This window comes from Sphingopyxis sp. FD7, assembly GCF_003609835.1.
Taxonomy (GTDB): domain Bacteria; phylum Pseudomonadota; class Alphaproteobacteria; order Sphingomonadales; family Sphingomonadaceae; genus Sphingopyxis.
In genome coordinates this window covers 84,149-99,282 of the sequence record NZ_AP017898.1, presented here as the reverse complement: position 1 = coordinate 99,282, position 15,134 = coordinate 84,149, and the positions used below count along the sequence as shown (strand labels likewise).

The following is a 15,134-nucleotide window of genomic DNA, read 5'->3' as shown; positions in this document are numbered from 1 at the left end:
GGGCCGCAAAGGTAGCGCCATAGCCCCTCCGTCAGCGCTTCGCGCTGCCACCTCCCCATGGCTTCGCCACAGGGAGGATCAATTCGCCAAAAGCCTTTGCCTCGCCGCATCGCCCCGCTTATCAGCGTCGGCGATGGCGGGCATTCGCGACACGGTTGGAAAGCGCAAATCGCGGCTGCCGCAGGTCAGCCGCCGCCAGATGCTCGTCGGCGCGACCGCCGCGGGCGGCCTCGCGATCGCGTGGGGCCTGTGGCCGCGCGACTACCCGCCGAACCTGACCGCCGCGCCCGGCGAACATGTCTTCAACGCCTTTCTGAAAATCGGCGACGACGGGCATATCAGCGCGATCGTCCCGCAATGCGAAATGGGCCAGGGCGTCACGACCCTGCTGCCGCAGATCATGGCCGACGAACTCGGCGCTGACTGGCGCACGATCGCGGTCGAAAGCGCGCCGATCAGCCCGCTTTACGCCAACACGCTGCTGGTCGACGAAGATAGCGCGGTCTTTACCCCGCGCGCGGGCGTGCCCGATTTCGTCGCCGACGTGCGCCGCTGGGTGCGCCGCGAATGGGCGGTGCGTAATGCAGTGATGCTGACCGCCAATTCGTCATCGGTGCGGATGTTCGAGGAACCGTGCCGCGCCGCCGCGGCGCAGGCGCGCGCGCTGCTGATGATGGCCGCGGCCGATCGCTGGGACGCCGACTGGCAGGAGTGCGACACGCAGGACGGCTTCGTCCTCCATGGCCAGAAGCGACTGCGCTTTGCCGAGGTCGCCGCCGCCGCAGCAACGCTCGAACCGCCCGCGCAGCCCGTCTACCGCGCGTCGGCCGCCGATCCGCTCTATGGCAAGGAACTGACGCGGCTCGACCTGCCCGCAAAGGTCGACGGTTCGGCAAATTATGCCGCCGACATCCGCCTGCCCGACATGGTCTTCGCCGCGATCCGCCAGGGCCCGCTCGGCGCGACGCGGCTGAAGAGTATCGACCGCGACGCGGGGTTCGCCGCACCCGGCCTGCTCCATGTCGTGACGCACGACCGCTGGGTCGCGGCGGTGGCGCGCAACTGGTGGGCGGCAAATCGCGCGCTCGACCGTTTCGCGCCGGTGTTCGAGACCCAGGGTACGCCGATTTCGACCGATCGCATCGACAAGGCGCTGAAGGCCGCGCTGAAGGCCGATGGCTATCGCATCCACCGCGAGGGCGACGTCGCCGAAGCGATGGAGGGACGCACGCGCATTGCCGCCGAATATGCCGCTGCCCCCGCGCTCCACGCCCCCGTCGAAACGCGCAGCGCGACCGCCGCGCCCGACGGTGGCGGGCTGCGGCTGTGGGTCGCGACGCAGGCGCCGACGCAGTGTCGCGACGCGGTCGCGCGCGCCACCGGCTTGCCTGTCGCCGACGTCACCCTCTTCCCGATGATGGCGGGCGGCTCGTTCGACGCCTGCCTCGATCACAGCGTCGCGGTGCAGGCGGCGATCATCGCGCTTCAAATCAAACGCCCGGTCCAGCTCGCCTGGTCGCGCGCCGAAGAGATCATGCGCCTGCCGCCCCGCGCGCCGGCGCGCGCCAGGCTGACCGCGACGCTCAACGCCGCGGGCGGGATCGACGCGCTCGTCACGCGTATCGCCGTCCCTTCGACCAACCATGAGGTGCGCGCGCGGCTGTTCGACAATCTGCCCGCCGACGTCGCGCAGCGCGCCGCCGTCGGCCGCGCCGACGCCGCCGCGGTCGAGGGCGCGGCGACGCGCTACGCCATTCCGCACCACGCGGTCGATCATTGCCCCGCGGACATCGGCCTGCCCACGGGCCGCTGGCGCGGCAATGCCGACAGCTATACCGCCTTTTTCACCGAATGCTTCGTCGACGAACTGGCGGCGCGCGCGGGGTCCGACCCGCTATCCTATCGCATGGCGATGCTCGGCGACGCGCCGCTGCTCGCGCGCTGCCTGCTCACCGCGACCAGCCTTGGCGGCTGGGAAGGCGGCTTGCCCGGCAGCGCGCAGGGCCTTGCCTGCCACACGATGCGCGGCAGCCACATCGCGCTGATGGCGACCGCGCGGCAAAGCGACCGGGGGCTTCAGGTCGAACAACTGGTCGCGGTCGTCGATGCGGGGCGCCTCGTCAATCCGGCGATCGCGCGGCAACAGATCGAGGGCGGGCTGATCTTCGGCCTCGCCGCCGCGGTCGGCGCGACGACCGATTATGCGGGCGGCCTCGCGACCGCGCGCAAGCTTGGCCAGCTCGGCCTGCCGCGCCTGTCGCAGACGCCCGAAATCCTCGTCGAGTTCGTCGACAGCGACCGCGAACCCGGCGGCCTCGGCGAAATCGCCGTGCCCGTCGTCGCCCCCGCGATCGCCAATGCGATGTTCGCCGCGACCGGCCGCCGCATCCGCCGCATCCCCCTTTCGGCGCAACCATTATGACCCTGCCCCCCGATCATCCGCCCGTCGTCGCCCCGCGCGTCGGCGTCCTGCTCGTCAACCTCGGCACCCCCGACGCGCCCGATCCACCGTCGGTGCGCCGCTATCTGGGGCAATTCCTGTCCGACCGGCGCGTCGTCGAAATCCCGCCGATCCTGTGGCAGCCGATCCTGCGCGGCATCATCCTGACAACGCGGCCGAAAAAATCGGCTCATGCCTATGCGCAGATATGGACCGAGGACGGCTCGCCGCTCGCCGCCATCACCCGCGCGCAGACGGCGGCGCTGCAAGCCGCGCTCGGCGACGGCGTCGAGGTCGCCTATGCGATGCGTTACGGCGAACCGGCCATCGGCCGCGCGATCGACGCGCTGACCGACGCAGGGTGTCGCCGCATCCTGATCGCCCCCCTCTATCCGCATTATTGCGCCGCGACGACCGCGACCGTCGTCGATGCCGCCGCCGACCATCTGAAGACGCTGCGCTGGCAGCCGACGCTGCGGTTCCTGCCGCCCTATGCCGACGATCCAGCCTATCTCGGCGCGCTCAAAACCTCGGTCGAGGCGGGACTCGCCGCGCTCGATTTCGCGCCCGACATGCTGCTCGCCAGCTTTCACGGAATGCCCGAACGCACGCTGCGTCTCGGCGATCCCTATCATTGCCAGTGCCAAAAGACCGCGCGGCTGCTCTCGGAGGCGCTCGGTCGCCCGGTCGGGGTCGCGTTCCAGTCGCGCTTCGGCCGCGCCAAATGGCTCGAGCCCGCGACCGACGTGCAGCTCGAAGCCTTGGCAAAGGCAGGAAAGAGCGTCGCCATCTTCGCGCCCGGCTTTGCCGCCGATTGCCTCGAAACGCTCGAAGAACTGGCGATCCGCGGCAGGGAACAGTTCATGGCGGCGGGCGGGCGGCAATTCGCCTACCTCCCCTGCCTCAACGCCGACGCGCCCGGCATGACGATGATCGAAGCGCTCGTGCGCCGCGAGCTGGCGGGCTGGATCTGACGCTCCGGCTGCTTACCAACTGTTTAGGGCAACCGGTTAAAATGCTCCATCGTGGCGCCGATCCGGCGCGGCGGCGCCCGTCTGTGGAGTGATGCGATGAACGAGGTCGAGCTGGCCGCCCTGATGTTCGCAGGCGCGATGCTGCTCTGCATTGCGCTCGCCCTTGCGATCTGGCGCGCGCGCCGCCCCGTCACATCGCCGCCCGCCCCGCGAGCGCCGCGCGAAACCCGTCGGCCCAAACTGCCGCGCAAGACGCCCGAAGTCGCCGACGTCGAAATCGCGCCGGCACGCCTCGCACGGGTCAGCGGCAAGGCGCCGCTCGAGCCGCCGCGCGACCTGATGCCCGACGGAAGCTTTGAAACCGAAACGCCCGTCGAGGCGATCGCCGACGCGACCGCGCCCGAAGCCGCATCGCAAACGAGAAGGGCGGAGGCCGAAAAGATTGCGGCCGAGGCACTCGTCGATGCAGGCGCCGCGGCGGTGACGCTGCGCCTCGTCCCGCAGATTCCGCCGCGCGACGCCATTTCGACGCGCAGCTGGCTCGGCGGGCGCCCGCGGCTGGCGACGGGCATGGCCTGGCCGCTGATCGACGATCAGCCCGCCGATTTCCTCGCCCAGATCGGCTGCGCCGACCTGCCGCGCGACCTGTGGGGCGGACTGGGGCCGCGCCATGGCGCGCTCGCCTTCTTCATCCATCGCCACCGGCCCGAGGTGCGCGTGCTCCATGTCGGCGAGCCCGGAGCGCCGCTCGCGCCGCCCTATGCGCTCAACCTTGGCGAGGGGTGGTTCGGCCCCTATGGCGACCTTGCCGGGGGCGACCTTGCTTCTTTTGCCGTGCGCGCCTTTCCGCAATGGCCGGTCGATCTGGTCGAAGCGGGCGTCGGCGACCCGCTCGCGAGCGACATGGCGGACGACCTCGACACCCAAGGCTACGACATCGCCGATCCCGCTTTCCATCCCTTCGACTGGGGCAGCCTGACCGCGATGGCGGCGATTCTCGAATCGCGGCTGGGTCGGCTTTTGACCGAGCCCGCGGCCGACTGCGATGCCGCTTCGGCCGACGTGATCGCGCGCTGCGTCGCAATCAACCGGGAGGCGCGCGGACGCGCGGCCGAGATCGTCGGCATCATCCACGACAGCGCGGTGCGCGATCCCTTTTCGCCCGGCGATGCCACCGCGGTGATGGCGGCGCTCCACGCGATCCCGTGGGCGGTGATCGCACGCAAGACGGCCGCCGATGGCAGCGAAACCTTCGAGCTGGAGACGCTGCCGCTGACGACGCACCGCGCCGACGCCGACCTTTGGGTAGGCGATTATCGGACGATGCTCTTCGACCGCGCGAAACATGCCTGGTGCGCCGATCCCGCCAATCTGTCGGCCCCGGCCCGCGCCTATTTCGAGCCGCTCTGGCAGCGCCTCGCCGCGCGCGAAATGGCAAGCGTGGGCGGCGAGCGCGACGGCGAACCCATCCTGCTCGCGCTGCCAACAAGCGGCTTAATGAGCCGCCGTTTCGGCGACGGTCAGGCGCTGCTCGTGACCATCGACAAGGCCGACCTGGCGATCGGCGACTTTGCGAAAGCGCGGGCGCAGCTAGGGTCAGTATCCTAGTTCGCTGAATAGCTTTGCGATTGACGTTCCGGTCAACTTGCAGGCCGCGTCGCCGCGCCCTAATCATCGATTCAAATCTGTGGGAGAGATGATCGATGGCACGCATAGCAATCGTCACCGGCGGCAGCCGCGGGATCGGCGAAGCCATTTCGCTGAAGCTTCAGGAACAGGGCGTGACCGTCGTCGCCAACTATGCCGGCAATGACGAAAAGGCGCGCGCCTTTACCGAACGCACCGGAATCAGGACCTATAAATGGGACGTCGGCGACCATCAGGCATGCCTCGACGGCTGCGCGCGGGTCGCGGCCGAGGTCGGCCCGATCGACATCGTCGTCAACAACGCCGGCATCACCCGCGACGGCACCCTCGCGCGGATGAGCTATGATGACTGGCACGATGTGATGCGCATCAACCTCGGCGGTTGCTTCAACATGGCGAAAGCCTGTTTCCCTGGCATGGTCGAGCGTGGCTGGGGGCGCATCGTCAACATCGGCTCGATCAACGGGCAGGCGGGCCAGTATGGCCAGGTCAATTATGCCGCCGCCAAATCGGGCATTCACGGCTTCACCAAGGCGCTGGCGCAGGAAGGCGCCAAGAAGGGCGTGACGGTGAATGCGATCGCGCCGGGCTATATCGACACCGATATGGTCGCCGCGGTTCCGCCGCAGGTGCTCGAAAAGATCGTCGCGAAGATTCCCGTCGGGCGTTTGGGCCAGGCGCATGAAATTGCACGCGGCGTCGCTTTCCTGTGCAGCGAGGATGCGGGGTTCATCACCGGGTCGACGATGTCGATCAATGGTGGGCAGCATATGTACTGACGGGCCGAGGGCGCTAGCGAAGGCGTTCGCGTCAGCGAACGACGAGCTGGCAACCGGTGGCGCAGCCACGGCCCGGCACGGCCAGCGGGGCGGCGATCCGAAAGATCGCCGAACCCGTCTGACGGCAAGCGGCGGCTTTGCCGTCGCTCCCACCCTCGGCGCCGACTTCGTCGGCATCTCGACTTCGCTCGATGCGAACGGATATTCAAATGGCCGATGAAGCCGCCTCCTACCACCCGCCCGTCAAACGCTCGGTGACCATCGCCGGCCACCCCACCTCGATCAGCCTCGAACCCGTCTTCTGGGCCGCGCTCGAAGCCGAAGCCGCGCGGCAGGCGCTGCCCGTCAACGCACTCGTCGCGCGCATCGACGTCGAACGCATGGAAGCGGGCGATCCGCCGAACCTGACCTCGGCGATCCGGCAATGGCTGTGGCATCGCCGCGCCGATCAGAGCGCAGCGTAAACCGCCTGCGCGAACGCCGCGCCCTTGTCGGGCGCGTGATGAAGGAACAGCGACGGCTCGATCAGTTCAAGCTCCATTACATGCAGGCGCCCCGCCGCGTCGCCGACCATATCGACGCGCGCGTAGACGGGCGGCACCGGAACGGCGGCCAGCGCCATCGCGGCGAGCGTGCGCGCCGCGTCATTGGCCTCCCACGCCGTCTCGCGCCCGCCAAACTGTTCCTGCACGCGAAAGTCGCCCGCCGCGGGGCGCTTGACGATCGCATGGCTGAAACGGCCGCCGAAGAAGAAGAGCGAAAATTCGCCTTCGGTCAGGATCCCAGGCATCAAGGGCTGGACGAGGCGGCGCTGGCCCAGCGCATCGGCGGGAATCGGCGCGCCCGGCGCGATCCGGTGCGTGCCATCGGCGCCGCCCGAAATCGCGGGCTTTATCACGACCTCATCGACGCCGAGCGCGTTGCGCGCATCGGCCAGCGCCGCGGCATCGAGCGCCGCTGCCTCGACCGTCGGCACCACCGCGACGCCCTTTGCCGCCAGGTCGGCGAGATAGGCCTTGTCGCTGTTCCAGCGCAGCACCGGCACCGGATTGACCACCGGCACTCCCTCGGCCGCGAGACGGTCGAGCAGGCCATACCAGCGCGCGACGTCGCGCTGATAACCCCAGGCGAAGAGCGGCAGGATCAGTTCATGCCCCGCCAGATCGCCCGGATCGGTCCACACGCGCTGCTCGACGGTAAGACCCGCGGCGGTCAGCGCCGCCGCCTTGCGCGCAAAGGCGGGCTGCCATTTCTCCGCATAGTCGGGCGCCGGGACAAGGATGGCAACGCGGGGCTGATAGGGCATGAACAAGGGTCGCCTTCTAAAAAAAACGTCATTGCGAGGAGCCCCGGACTTGATCCGGGGCGACGCGGCAATCTCCAGCTATCGGTCGTGAAAGGCCGTCGGCTGGAGATTGCTTCGCGTCGCTCGCAATGACGAAATCCTACCGCGCCAGAAGCCCCCGCGCCTGCCCCGCGATATGCGACAGCATCGCGCCATTGGGGTTGGGAATCATCCGCGCGCGGTCGACCGTCGCGCGGAACTGTTCGACGCGCGGCGCATGGTCGGCCAGCCATTTGGTCACCGCCGCGTCGAGGTCGCCCTTGGGCAGCCCGCCGAGGAAGCCCAGCCGCATCTGCTGAAAATCGCGCGCCAGGCTGTTGACCAGCAGCCGTTCCCACGGGTCGGCGGGGCTCATATGCGCCGCCAGCGTCTGCGCCCAGTCGAGCCCCAGCGCTTCGCCCAGGTGGGTGAAGGCGTGCGTCACCGCGACCTCGTCGTCGCCGCGCCGTTCGGCCAGGTCGACGATGCCGATCGCGCCGTCGGTCTTGAACAACCGCACGACCGCCGACGTCAGCGCCTCGGGCGCGCCGGCGTCGAGCAGCTGCTGCGTCAGCATCTCCCACTGGCGCCGCACCGACGGGCTGAGCAGCCCGTCGACGCTGGCGTTGAGACGGTCCACCCCCGGTTCAAGCCGCGCGACGACCGGGCCGGGGCGCGACAGCGACTGCGTCACGCGCAGCAGGTCGGCCATTTGCGACGCCATCGCCGCCGCCGCCTGCGAAAAGAGCGACAGGCGGATGCCCTCGTCGATCTTTGCCGCGTCAAGCTCGCTCCAGATCGCGGGCATTCCCAGCAGCCGTTCGACCGCGACGAACGCTGCCGCAACGTCGCCGAGCGCGCAGCCTTCCTCTTCGACCAGTTCGAACGGGTGGACGATGCCCATGCGGTTGACGATGCGGTTCGCCACCTTGGTCGCGATGATTTCGCGGCGGAGCTGATGATCGGCGATCGCGCCCGCGAAATCGCGCTGCATCTCCTGGGGGAAGGCCGCGGCAAGGTCGCTCGCCAGCGCGGGATCGTCGGGCAGATCGCTCGCCTCGATCGCATCCTGCAAGGCCAGCTTGGCCGTCGACAGCAGCACGGCGAGTTCGGGGCGCGTCAGCCCGCGCCCTTCGGCGGCGCGGCGCAGCAGTTCGTCGTTCGCGGCGAGCCCTTCGACCTTGCGGTCGAGCCGCCCCGATGCCTCGAACGTCTCCATGATCCGCACCAGCGACGGCACCGCCGCCGATCCGCCCTTTTCGGCGATCGACAGCGCGAGCGCCTGGAGGCGATTATCTTCGAGAACGAGCGCCGACACATCGTCGGTCATGCGCAGGAGCAGCGCGTCGCGGTCGTCCTGCGACAGCCGCCCTTCCGCCATCTCGCGATTGAGCGCGATCTTGATATTGACCTCATTATCCGAACAATCGACGCCCGCGCTATTGTCGATGAAGTCGGTGTTGATCCGCCCGCCCTTCGCCGAAAAGGCGATGCGCGCCGCCTGCGTGACGCCGAGATTCGCGCCTTCGCCCACGGCCTTCACGCGCAGATCCTCGGCATCGACGCGCAGCGCGTCGTTCGCGGGATCGCCGACCTCGGCATTATTCTGGCTCGCCGCCTTCACATAGGTGCCGATGCCGCCGAACCACAAGAGGTCGACCGGCGCCTTCAGGATCGCCGAGATCAGCGAACTTGGGTCGATTTCGCTCGCCGACAGGCCGAGCAATGCCTGCACTTCGGGGCTGAGGGGAATGCTCTTCTGGCTGCGCGGAAAGACGCCGCCGCCCTTCGAGATCAGTCTCTTGTCATAATCGTCCCAGCTCGATCGCGGCAGGCCAAACATCCGCTCGCGTTCCTTCCAGCTTTTCGCCGGATCGGGATCGGGGTCGAGGAAGATGTGGCGATGGTCGAAGGCGGCGCAAAGCTTGATCGCCTTGCTGAGCAGCATGCCATTGCCGAACACGTCGCCCGACATGTCGCCACAGCCGACGACGCGAACGCAATCGCTCTGCACATCGATGCCCATTTCGGCGAAGTGGCGCTGCACCGAAATCCACGCGCCCTTGGCGGTGATGCCCATCGCCTTGTGGTCATAGCCCTTCGATCCGCCGCTCGCGAAGGCATCGCCGAGCCAGAAGTCGCGCTCCATCGCGAGGCCGTTGGCGACGTCGGAGAAGGTCGCCGTGCCCTTGTCGGCGGCAACGACGAAATAGGGGTCGTCGCCGTCGCGGGTCACGACATGTTTGGGGTGCACGACCTTGCCCGCGACCAGATTATCGGTGATCGACAGCAAGGAGCGAATGAAGATGCGATAGCATTCGGTGCCTTCGGCGAACCAGGCATCGCGGTCGAGCGACACGTCGGGCAGCGCCTTGGGATAGAAACCGCCCTTGGCGCCGGTCGGCACGATGACGGCGTTCTTGACGCGCTGCGCCTTCATCAGCCCCAGGATTTCGGTGCGGAAGTCGTCGCGGCGGTCGGACCAGCGGAGACCACCGCGCGCGACCGGGCCGGCGCGCAGGTGAACGCCCTCGACGCGCGGCGAATAGACCCAGACCTCGCGCCACGGCAGCGGCTTGGGAAGGCCGGGGATCTGCGCGCTGTCGATCTTGAACGCCAGCGCCTCTTCGGCGGCGGGGGCAAAGGCGTTGGTGCGCAGCGTCGCGCCGATCACCGCATGGAAGAGTCGGAGGATGCGATCCTCGTCGATCGACTTGATGCCCGCGAAGCCCGCCTGAATCTCGGCATCGAGCGCCGCGGCGCGCGCGGCGTCGTGCGCCTTGGGATCGTGGAGCGCGCGGAAGCGGTCGATCAGCGCCGCGGTCAGTTGCGGGGCGTGGCGCAGCGCGCTGACCACCGTGTCCATGCCATAGGCCGACCCGCCCTGCCGCAGGTAACGGAACCAGGCGCGCAGCCAGACGATCGCCCCCGGATCGGTCTGGTTGGTGAGCACCAGCTGGTTGAACGCATCATTTTCGGCGCGGCCGTCCAGCACCGCGGCGATCGCGCCTTCGATCGTCGCCGCGAAGGGAAGCAACGCCTTTTCCTCGACATTGGCGGGCAGGCGCAGCGTGAAATCGTGAATCACGATCGGCCGGTCGTCGTCCTCGCCGCCCGGCGCGCGCGTCGCGCCGAGCGCGGTCGGGATTTCCTCGAGCACCTCGAATCCGAAATGTTCGAGCGCCGGCACGACGTCGGACAGCGCCAGCGGGCCGACCGCGCTATAGACTTTGAGCCGCAGCCGATCGTCGCCGTCGAGGCTCTTTTTCGCCAGCCGGACGCTGCGCGGGTTCGCGGCATCGAGATCGCGCAGCCGCGCGATGTCGCGCGCCGCCTCTTCGGGATTGTAGAGATTGCGATAATTGGGCGGGAAGGCAGGCGCAAAGCGTGCCGCGAGCGCCGCGGCACGCCCCGGATCGCCGCGCCGCGCGAGCGCCGCCTCGACCTCGGGCTGCCAGCCGCGGACCATTTGTTCGAGCTGCGCGTTGAGCGCGTCGGTATCGGGAACGACGCCGCCGCTGCGCAGGTCGAGCGTGTAGCGCAGCAGCGCCGCACCGCCATCCTCGAGCACCATCGTCCAGCCGATCACGCCCGCCTTCGCTTCGCGCACCAGCATCGCCTCGACCGCGATGCGGCGGCCGGTCGAAACCTCGTCGCGCGGCAACCAGACGAAGGCGAAGAGATGGCGGCCGAGCGCGCTGCGCACCGTCACCAGCTTCGGCCGCGGGCGGTCGGTGATCGACATCGACGTGAGCACAAGCTCTTCGAGCGACGCCGCATCGAAAGCGATGAGCAGGTCGTGCGGCAGCGCAGTCAGCGCGTGCGCGAGCGCCTTGCCCGCATGGCCCGCGGGATCGAAACCGAATTTCGTCATCAGCGCGTCGAGCTGCGCGCGCAGCACCGGCACCTTCGCGGGCGGCGTCGACAGCGCCTGGCTTGTCCACAGCCCCGCATGGATCGACAGCCGCTCCACGGTCTGGCCCTTGATTTCGGGGACGATGATGAGGTCGAGCAGAACGCGGCGATGCACGGCCGAAAGGCGGTTCGACTTGATCAGCAGCGGCGCGGGCGCGCCGCCCGAATGCAGCTGGGCATCGAACCAGGCGAAGGCGGCGTCGAGCGCCGCGGGCGACAGCAGCTCGCTGTCGGCGCTCTCGCTGATCCCCAGCGGTTCGTGCATCCGGCCGTCGCGGGTGCGCCATTCGTGGCCGAGCTGCGTCATGAATCCGCTCTCGAACCAACGCAGCAGTTCGGCGCCCTCGCCTTCGAGCCGCATCGCGGCGTCGGCCAGCATCGCGGCGCGCATCGCGCGCCAGTCGCGCACCGCCGCGCGCACGTCGCGCAGCGCCGCCTCGATCGCGTCGAGCAGACGCCGCCGCGCGCGCGCGTCGCCGCGCTCCAGCTCGATATAGATGACCGACTCGCGTATGTCGCCCGCTCCGGCTTCCTGCAAATGACCCTTCGCATCGCGCTTCACCGCGATGACGGGGTGAAGGATGCGATGGACGACCAGCCCCTGCGCCGCGACGACCTGCGACGTCGAATCGACAAGAAAAGGCATGTCGTCGTTGATGATGGCAAGCCGCATCCGGCGGTCGGGGCCGTCGGCGGCGATCGGCTCGAGCAGCAGCGACGGCGTCCCGGCGGCGCGATCGAGCGCCGCGCGCGCGGCGAACTGGCTCGCCTCGGCGAGCGCCGCGCGGTTCATGTCGTCGCCCTCGCCGGGGAGCGCGCTGCCTTCGAGCGCGCCCAGATAGGCGGCGGCGATTTTCGCGGGGATTTTGACGGGGGTGGTCGGCGTGTCCGTTTCCGGCGTGTCGGACAGAGTCTTGGGCATAAGGTGCAGCATCCCGAACCAAAAAGGGGGAACCCAGCCGACGATCGGCGGGGGTCCGTTCGCTGCCGCCCCCTATGCGCCTGTGGCGCGCGCGGCTCAAGGCCTCGTTCGCGCGCTCACGTAAAAATATTTCAACTTTCGGGTTGTCTGTTGCGCGAGGCCGGTCAGCCGCCAGCGGTGATCGCGATCGCCTTCCCGGCAAGCTTCGCCACCAATGCCGGGTCGTCGGCCGCCTTGGCGACGATGCCGACATGACCGCCCGGCATCGCGCGCGCGATGAGCACGACGAATTCGGCGTCGCCCGCATCATGTTCCAGAATCACGGCGGGCTGCGCGCTGCGCAAGGTTTCAAGCCGCGCGTCGACCGAAACTTTCGCCTTGACCGGCCTGCGCCGCGCGCGCGCGTCCTTGACCAGCCCTTTCAGCCCGCCGGGATAACGGTCGAGATAGGCGGCAAGTTCGCCGCGCGCGATACCCTCGTCCTTCGCATGGGCCAATGCGCAGGCATATTCGGCCAGCCGTGTCTTGTCATAGGCGGCGCCAAAGACCAGCTTGACCACCGGCGTCATCGGCGCGCGCGCCTGTGGCTTCAGTCCCGCATCGTCGAGCAGCGCGGCAAAAGCCTCGGGCCGTTCTTCGGCCGCGAGCGCGAAGTCCCATGCCTGGCCGACCGCCCGATACAATGCACTGCGGCTGCGACTGTCGGCGGCGATCGCCCGCTCGGCGGTCTCGCGCGCCAGCGCCAGCCAGTCGGCCAGTTCGGCTTCTGGACCGGGATCGGCGGACTCATCGACGGCGTCGTCGGTGCGGTCGGCGTCGCCGAACAGGTCGGCGCCGTCGCCCAGCACGGCAAACCCCGGCGCGGCATCGGCGCCGAAATCCTCGTCGAAGTGCAGCGAGTCGGGGCCATCGGCCCACACCGGCACCGGCGCGGTCAGCGGCGCGGCGCTACGCAGCGCCTGTTCGACCGACAGCTGCAACTCCGCTTCCTGTTCGGCGGGAGCCGCTTCCTTCCAGTTGATCACGCCCATGATGAAATCGATCGTATCGTCGTCGGACGACAGGGGCAGCAATATGCCGCGATACATGATCGTCACGCCGCGATCGCTCTCGAACTCGGCCTCGAAGCCGATGGGCGCGCGGTTGGCGATGATCTGCAGATAATGGTCGGTCAGCCGCGACAGCAGCGAGCGGCCCGGTATCTGGCTGATATAATGGACATTCTCGTCGATCTGCGACTCGTCGCGCAGCCGCTCGCCCAGGAAGGCGATACCGGGATTGTCGATGCCCTGGGTGAAATCGAGCAGCACCGCATGCGGACCGAAATCGGCGTTTTCAAGGTCGAGATCCTCGACCGACGGATAGGCGCGGTCGGCAAGCAGCGAGGCCCAGTAATTATAGGCGCGCACCTGCATCCGCCGTTCGTCGACGCCGACAGCCGCGGGCGCCTCGACCGCCTCGTCATCCTGGCCGTGGCTGCCCGAAAGCAGTCCGCGCATGCTGTCCATCATTTATCCCCAGCCACAAATATCGGTGAATCCTATGCACCGGGACTGGTAAAAGCGGCGTAAACGATGGTGGGATGGCGGTGGGGCGCAGCACCTCCTTCTCTCTGCCTCGTTCATCCCGGCGAAGGCCGGGATCTCGCCGGTGCGTCAGAATGCGAGGGCGAGATCTCGGCCTTCGCCGGGATGACGATTCAAGCGAGCCCAGCTCTAACTCGACCAGCCACCCGCGAGCGCGCGGAACAGCGCGATCTGCCGCCGCGAAATCTGCGCGTCCTGCGCCGCGAGCACGGCCTCGGTCTCGGCAAAGGTCCGCTCGGCGTCGAGCCATTCGAGCGAGTCCGATGCACCCTCTACCCGCTTGGCGCGCACGATCCGCGCGGCGCGTTCGGCCTGGTCGCGCGCCGCGCGCAGCGACTGGCGTTGTTCGAGCGAACGCGCATAGGAGGACAGCGCCGTCTCGGTCTCCTCCAGCGCGCGCAACACCGTGCCGTCAAATGCTGCGAGCGACGCCTGCGCATCGGCTTCGGCGGCGGCAATGCGGGCGCGCGCGGGTTCCTGGTTGGGGAAGGCCCAGCTGAGCAGCGGCCCGAGCAGCCAGCGCAGCGGCCCGCCGCCGAAAATATCGCCAAAGCCCGTGCCGGTGGACCCGGCCGATCCGCCGAGCGTGACGCGCGGATACAGGTCCGCGGTCGCAACGCCGATGCGCGCGGTGTCGGCGGCGAGGCGGCGCTCGGCGGCGCGAATATCGGGACGACGCTTGAGCAGCGCCGCCCCATCACCGACCGGGATGGGATCGGTGATCTCGAGGCTGATGTTGCGGTCCGCCGCGATGGGAGGGAGCGCAGCGGGAACGCGACCGGTCAGAGTCGCGAGGCGGAACAACGCCGCCTGCCGCTCGGCCTCGATAGCCGGAATGTCCGCCGCGCGCTGGTCGCGCAGCGTCGTGATGCGCGCCAGATCGAGCCCGGTCGCCATCCCGACCTCCTTGCGGCGCTCGGTGAGCTTCACCTGCTGGTCCAGCAACTCGACAATCCGCCGCGCGACGGCGAGCCGCGCCGCGCTGGAGGCGGCGTCTGCGTAAGCTTGAGTCGTGTCGGCGGCGACGATTACGCGCACCGCCTCGGCGTCGGCCTCGGCCGCCGCGACATCGCCGCGCGCCGCCTCGACCGAACGGCCGACGCGGCCGAACAGGTCGACCTCGTAAGCGACGTTGATGCCGACATCGACCGCCCAATCCTCTTGGGGCGCGCCGGGCAGGCGCTGGCCTTCGGGGCTGCGGCCGTAATTGGCGCCCGCGCCGATTTGCCCCTGCGGCAGCCGGTCGGCGCGCGCCCCGCGCAGCGCCGCGCGCGCGCGGGCGATACTGGCGACCGCGACGCGGACGTCGGTGTTGCTGGCGAGCGCATCGACGACGAGCCCGTCGAGCACGGGATCGTCATAGAGGCGCCACCAGTCGGCGGCGACCGGATCGAGCGACATCGCGGGGCTGTTCGCCGCGACGAACGGCCCCGTGGCGGAGGGCGCCGACGCCGACTGCGGCGCCTTGTAATCGGGGCCGACGGCGCAGGCGGCGAGCGCGAGCGCCGACGCGGCGGTGACAAGATTGCGGAGCATCATGATCTTTC

General features: G+C 69.0%; 9 protein-coding genes. 5 read left to right on the top strand and 4 right to left on the bottom strand.

Annotated features, from left to right (window positions below):
• Window positions 1-133: 133 nt before the first annotated feature.
• From SPYCA_RS00435 to SPYCA_RS00415, 5 genes are all read left to right on the top strand, one after another.
• Window positions 134-2,422 (top strand): xanthine dehydrogenase family protein molybdopterin-binding subunit, encoded by a 2,289-nt coding sequence (locus SPYCA_RS00435; protein ID WP_120218515.1) that lies wholly within the window; start codon window positions 134-136, stop codon window positions 2,420-2,422.
• Window positions 2,419-3,414 (top strand): ferrochelatase, encoded by a 996-nt coding sequence (hemH, locus tag SPYCA_RS00430; RefSeq protein ID WP_120218514.1) that lies wholly within the window; start codon window positions 2,419-2,421, stop codon window positions 3,412-3,414. The genes SPYCA_RS00435 and hemH overlap by 4 nt, the downstream gene beginning before the upstream one ends.
• 96 nt (window positions 3,415-3,510) lie before the next feature.
• Window positions 3,511-5,022 carry a DUF1963 domain-containing protein gene (locus tag SPYCA_RS00425; protein WP_146625073.1) on the top strand — a complete coding sequence of 504 codons (1,512 nt, stop codon included), beginning with the start codon at window positions 3,511-3,513 and terminating at the stop codon, window positions 5,020-5,022.
• A 95-nt stretch (window positions 5,023-5,117) separates the two neighbouring features.
• The gene (gene phbB / locus SPYCA_RS00420) at window positions 5,118-5,840 is read left to right on the top strand and encodes an acetoacetyl-CoA reductase (RefSeq protein ID WP_120218512.1); all 723 of its coding nucleotides are present in this window, start codon (window positions 5,118-5,120) and stop codon (window positions 5,838-5,840) included.
• Window positions 5,841-6,049: 209 nt separating this feature from the next.
• Complete coding sequence (locus SPYCA_RS00415; RefSeq protein ID WP_172594942.1) at window positions 6,050-6,304, top strand: ribbon-helix-helix domain-containing protein; 255 nt, start codon at window positions 6,050-6,052, stop codon at window positions 6,302-6,304.
• On the opposite strand, the gene SPYCA_RS00410 is transcribed toward SPYCA_RS00415, so the two are convergent.
• The 4 genes from SPYCA_RS00410 to SPYCA_RS00395 form a co-directional block, all read right to left on the bottom strand.
• Entirely contained in the window at window positions 6,289-7,146 is an 858-nt protein-coding gene (locus tag SPYCA_RS00410) for an ATP-grasp domain-containing protein (protein WP_120222066.1), read from the bottom strand. The two genes, SPYCA_RS00415 and SPYCA_RS00410, sit on opposite strands and share 16 nt — an antisense overlap.
• 139 nt (window positions 7,147-7,285) lie before the next feature.
• Window positions 7,286-12,001, bottom strand: coding sequence for an NAD-glutamate dehydrogenase (locus SPYCA_RS00405; protein ID WP_120218510.1), 4,716 nt, complete (start codon window positions 11,999-12,001; stop codon window positions 7,286-7,288).
• Window positions 12,002-12,165: 164 nt separating this feature from the next.
• Window positions 12,166-13,509, bottom strand: a complete 1,344-nt coding sequence (locus SPYCA_RS00400) for a hypothetical protein (RefSeq protein ID WP_120218509.1) — start codon at window positions 13,507-13,509, stop codon at window positions 12,166-12,168.
• A gap of 207 nt (window positions 13,510-13,716) precedes the next feature.
• Window positions 13,717-15,123: an efflux transporter outer membrane subunit gene (locus SPYCA_RS00395; RefSeq protein WP_120222065.1), complete on the bottom strand. Its 1,407-nt coding sequence runs from the start codon at window positions 15,121-15,123 to the stop codon at window positions 13,717-13,719.
• Window positions 15,124-15,134 lie beyond the last annotated feature (11 nt).

Excerpts from the sequence above, each read along its gene's own strand:
- SPYCA_RS00415 (WP_172594942.1), top strand. The coding sequence starts at position 6,050 with ATGGCCGATGAAGCCGCCTCCTACCACCCGCCCGTCAAACGCTCGGTG.
- SPYCA_RS00400 (WP_120218509.1), bottom strand. The coding sequence starts at position 13,509 with ATGGACAGCATGCGCGGACTGCTTTCGGGCAGCCACGGCCAGGATGAC.
- SPYCA_RS00410 (WP_120222066.1), bottom strand. The coding sequence starts at position 7,146 with ATGCCCTATCAGCCCCGCGTTGCCATCCTTGTCCCGGCGCCCGACTAT.
- SPYCA_RS00395 (WP_120222065.1), bottom strand. The coding sequence starts at position 15,123 with ATGCTCCGCAATCTTGTCACCGCCGCGTCGGCGCTCGCGCTCGCCGCC.
- phbB (WP_120218512.1), top strand. The coding sequence starts at position 5,118 with ATGGCACGCATAGCAATCGTCACCGGCGGCAGCCGCGGGATCGGCGAA.
- SPYCA_RS00435 (WP_120218515.1), top strand. The coding sequence starts at position 134 with ATGGCGGGCATTCGCGACACGGTTGGAAAGCGCAAATCGCGGCTGCCG.
- SPYCA_RS00425 (WP_146625073.1), top strand. The coding sequence starts at position 3,511 with ATGAACGAGGTCGAGCTGGCCGCCCTGATGTTCGCAGGCGCGATGCTG.
- hemH (WP_120218514.1), top strand. The coding sequence starts at position 2,419 with ATGACCCTGCCCCCCGATCATCCGCCCGTCGTCGCCCCGCGCGTCGGC.
- SPYCA_RS00405 (WP_120218510.1), bottom strand. The coding sequence starts at position 12,001 with ATGCCCAAGACTCTGTCCGACACGCCGGAAACGGACACGCCGACCACC.